The organism is Bartonella sp. AA89HNZF (genome assembly GCF_042196905.1).
Lineage (GTDB): Bacteria > Pseudomonadota > Alphaproteobacteria > Rhizobiales > Rhizobiaceae > Bartonella.
In genome coordinates, this window is the sequence record NZ_JBHIRD010000055.1 from 1 (window position 1) to 2,319 (window position 2,319).

Genomic DNA, 2,319 nt, shown 5'->3' on the forward strand with positions numbered 1-2,319 from the left:
ACGCTTCTGTACGGTCCATTTTGAGGCAAATAAACCCATTGGTAAAGTTATGGATTTAGATAGGGGATATTAAACCAAATGTTTTTAAAAAAACGTAAACAGCCTATGCAAAAAAAGTTCGTTGCAACAGCGGTTGGATATGCACCATGGGGATTAGGGGTAGCTGAGTATTTTTACAATCTCTATGAATACGAAGATGGATCAAGAGAATATGAAGAATTTGACGGTGGTCAGTATCATGAGATGCCTGAGAATGTTGATTACAGTACCAAGGCGCAAGTGAAAGCTTGGATATATGGGGGTGGTATTCCGAAAAGCGTTTTGAGTTGTGAAGCGTTGATAGACGAGGTGAATAGGGAAATCAAAAAACGTACAGTTAAAGCAGTGAAAACTTATGATGATATAGACAACGAGCTAGAGAAAGCACTTGGTATTCAACTAGGTAGGTATCAAAATGAAAAAAATTGAAAAAAATAAAAAATACGTATTGACTTTAAAGAAAAGGTCGTTTAATAAGGTTGGCAAGTGATTAAAAACCACGATAACTAGCGGATAAACCACGAAAAGGTTTCTCCCATTTCTTTAAAATACTGGCTGTCTTTTATGCTTTGAATAGCGTATGATGATTTGTGTCGGGTGTGCTTATACCATACAATACCCTTCGCGAGGGAAAAGTATAAGCAACGGACTAGTTACCGTGTTTTTAGCGCCCGGCGCCCTTATGGGCTGTCAATTAAAAACTCTAAATAACTAGGTGTTAAAATGCATTCTAAAGAAAAAAACGATATCAAAATAACCACTGATTTCTTATGTGATTTGTGGCTGGCAGTGTGTAAAGAAGCAAATAGCGATGATATTGATTTTGATATTGATACTGAAGATAACTATCACGTTTCTTTAGTGGAACTTATGGCTGCTCTTGAGAAAGTCTTGTTTTTTAAATTACAAAACGAAATTCCAAATTTTACAAAAATCTTAGCAATTATGACAGAGTTCGGTCAATCTGAACCAATTGAATCAATAGTTTCATTGCTAAAAATTTATAATCCTATTTTTGATAATGTGCATAGCCTAAATGAGGCTGCTTAAATAACACACGGGCGCGGCGGGGGCGCCTGCTTTTTAACTTTAGATTCAATAAGATAAGTATCGAAATGAAAAAAGTTAAAAAAGTGTAAAATACATATTGACAACAATCGAATCGCTCTGTTAAACGAATCAGTAGGTGCTTCAAAACACATAGGTAGTAAGCAAATAGTTTGTTAAAACAATCTTTTTGCGAATTATAAGGTTTTGACTCCAGTATGCTTTATAGCATATAAGAGGGGATTGTCGGGTGTAGTTATGCTATACAAGACCCTTAAGGGAAAAGCGTAACAACGGACTTACTACCGTGTTTTGAGCGCCCGGCACTCTTTTTAGAGTGTCGATTCAAAAATTATAGTAAGGAGACAGTATCATGTCACAATATTTAATTAACACAAATCAAACAAATTTAACAAACGTAAATCAAATCAAAATAGATGATAGCATTCAAACCATGTCTAGTCGTGAAATCGCAGAATTGTGTGGTAAACGGCATGATAATGTTATGCGTGATATCAAGAATATTTTGCTTGAATTGTATGATGAAAAAGATATCCTCAAATTTGAGGGCATCTTTTTTGATAGCATGAATCGCAAGAAAACTGAATATCTTCTTCCAAAACGTGAATGCTTAATCCTCGTTTCAGGCTACAGCACTACATTGCGTGCAAAAATAATTGACCGTTGGCAGGAATTAGAAAAGCAAGTTTCAACACCACAACAAATCGATTACTCAAGCCCGCAGGTAATGTTAGGTGTATTAACTCATCTAAAAAACGAAAATGAGCGTAAAGACATCATAATCGCAGAGTTAAAACCAAAAGCAATAGCTCTTGATGGTTTAAAACGTTCCGACGGCTTGTTTGGTATTATAGATGCTGCAAAAATATTGGAAGTAAGGCCTAAGGATTTATCAGATTACTTGCGTAGATATGGTTGGGTTTACAAAAGAGTGCCAAGCGGTCCATTATTGCCTTATCAAGATAAAATCCAAAAAGGTCTTATGGATTGCACAGCCATTACTATTCAAAAAAATGATGGTACAGAAAAAACCGTACCATCAACTAAAATCACTTCCAAAGGATTAGCTTGCTTAAGAGAGCAAATCTATGGAAATATGCAATAATTAACAAAAAAGCCGTATCCTTTAAAGACGCGGCTTTTGTTTGCAACTGGAAACTTATACATTTTAAATGTTAAAATATATTACACAAAACGTGTAAAAATGCAAGC

Annotated in this window: 3 protein-coding genes; all 3 read left to right on the forward strand. The window is 35.2% G+C overall.

The genetic code is table 11. The annotated features are described in order from the left end of the window. Nucleotides 1-78: 78 nt before the first annotated feature. Nucleotides 79-468 carry a hypothetical protein gene (locus ACFIN0_RS09550; protein ID WP_375702429.1) on the forward strand — a complete coding sequence of 130 codons (390 nt, stop codon included), beginning with the start codon at nucleotides 79-81 and terminating at the stop codon, nucleotides 466-468. 294 nt (nucleotides 469-762) lie between these two features. Further along, nucleotides 763-1,089, forward strand: coding sequence for a hypothetical protein (locus ACFIN0_RS09555; protein WP_375611021.1), 327 nt, complete (start codon nucleotides 763-765; stop codon nucleotides 1,087-1,089). A gap of 370 nt (nucleotides 1,090-1,459) precedes the next feature. Continuing rightward, nucleotides 1,460-2,212, forward strand: a complete 753-nt coding sequence (locus ACFIN0_RS09560) for a Rha family transcriptional regulator (protein ID WP_375702430.1) — start codon at nucleotides 1,460-1,462, stop codon at nucleotides 2,210-2,212. Nucleotides 2,213-2,319 lie beyond the last annotated feature (107 nt).

What these genes read in the sequence shown, in the direction of transcription:
- ACFIN0_RS09550 (WP_375702429.1), top strand. Translation starts at nt 79, where the DNA reads ATGTTTTTAAAAAAACGTAAACAGCCTATGCAAAAAAAGTTCGTTGCA.
- ACFIN0_RS09555 (WP_375611021.1), top strand. Translation starts at nt 763, where the DNA reads ATGCATTCTAAAGAAAAAAACGATATCAAAATAACCACTGATTTCTTA.
- ACFIN0_RS09560 (WP_375702430.1), top strand. Translation starts at nt 1,460, where the DNA reads ATGTCACAATATTTAATTAACACAAATCAAACAAATTTAACAAACGTA.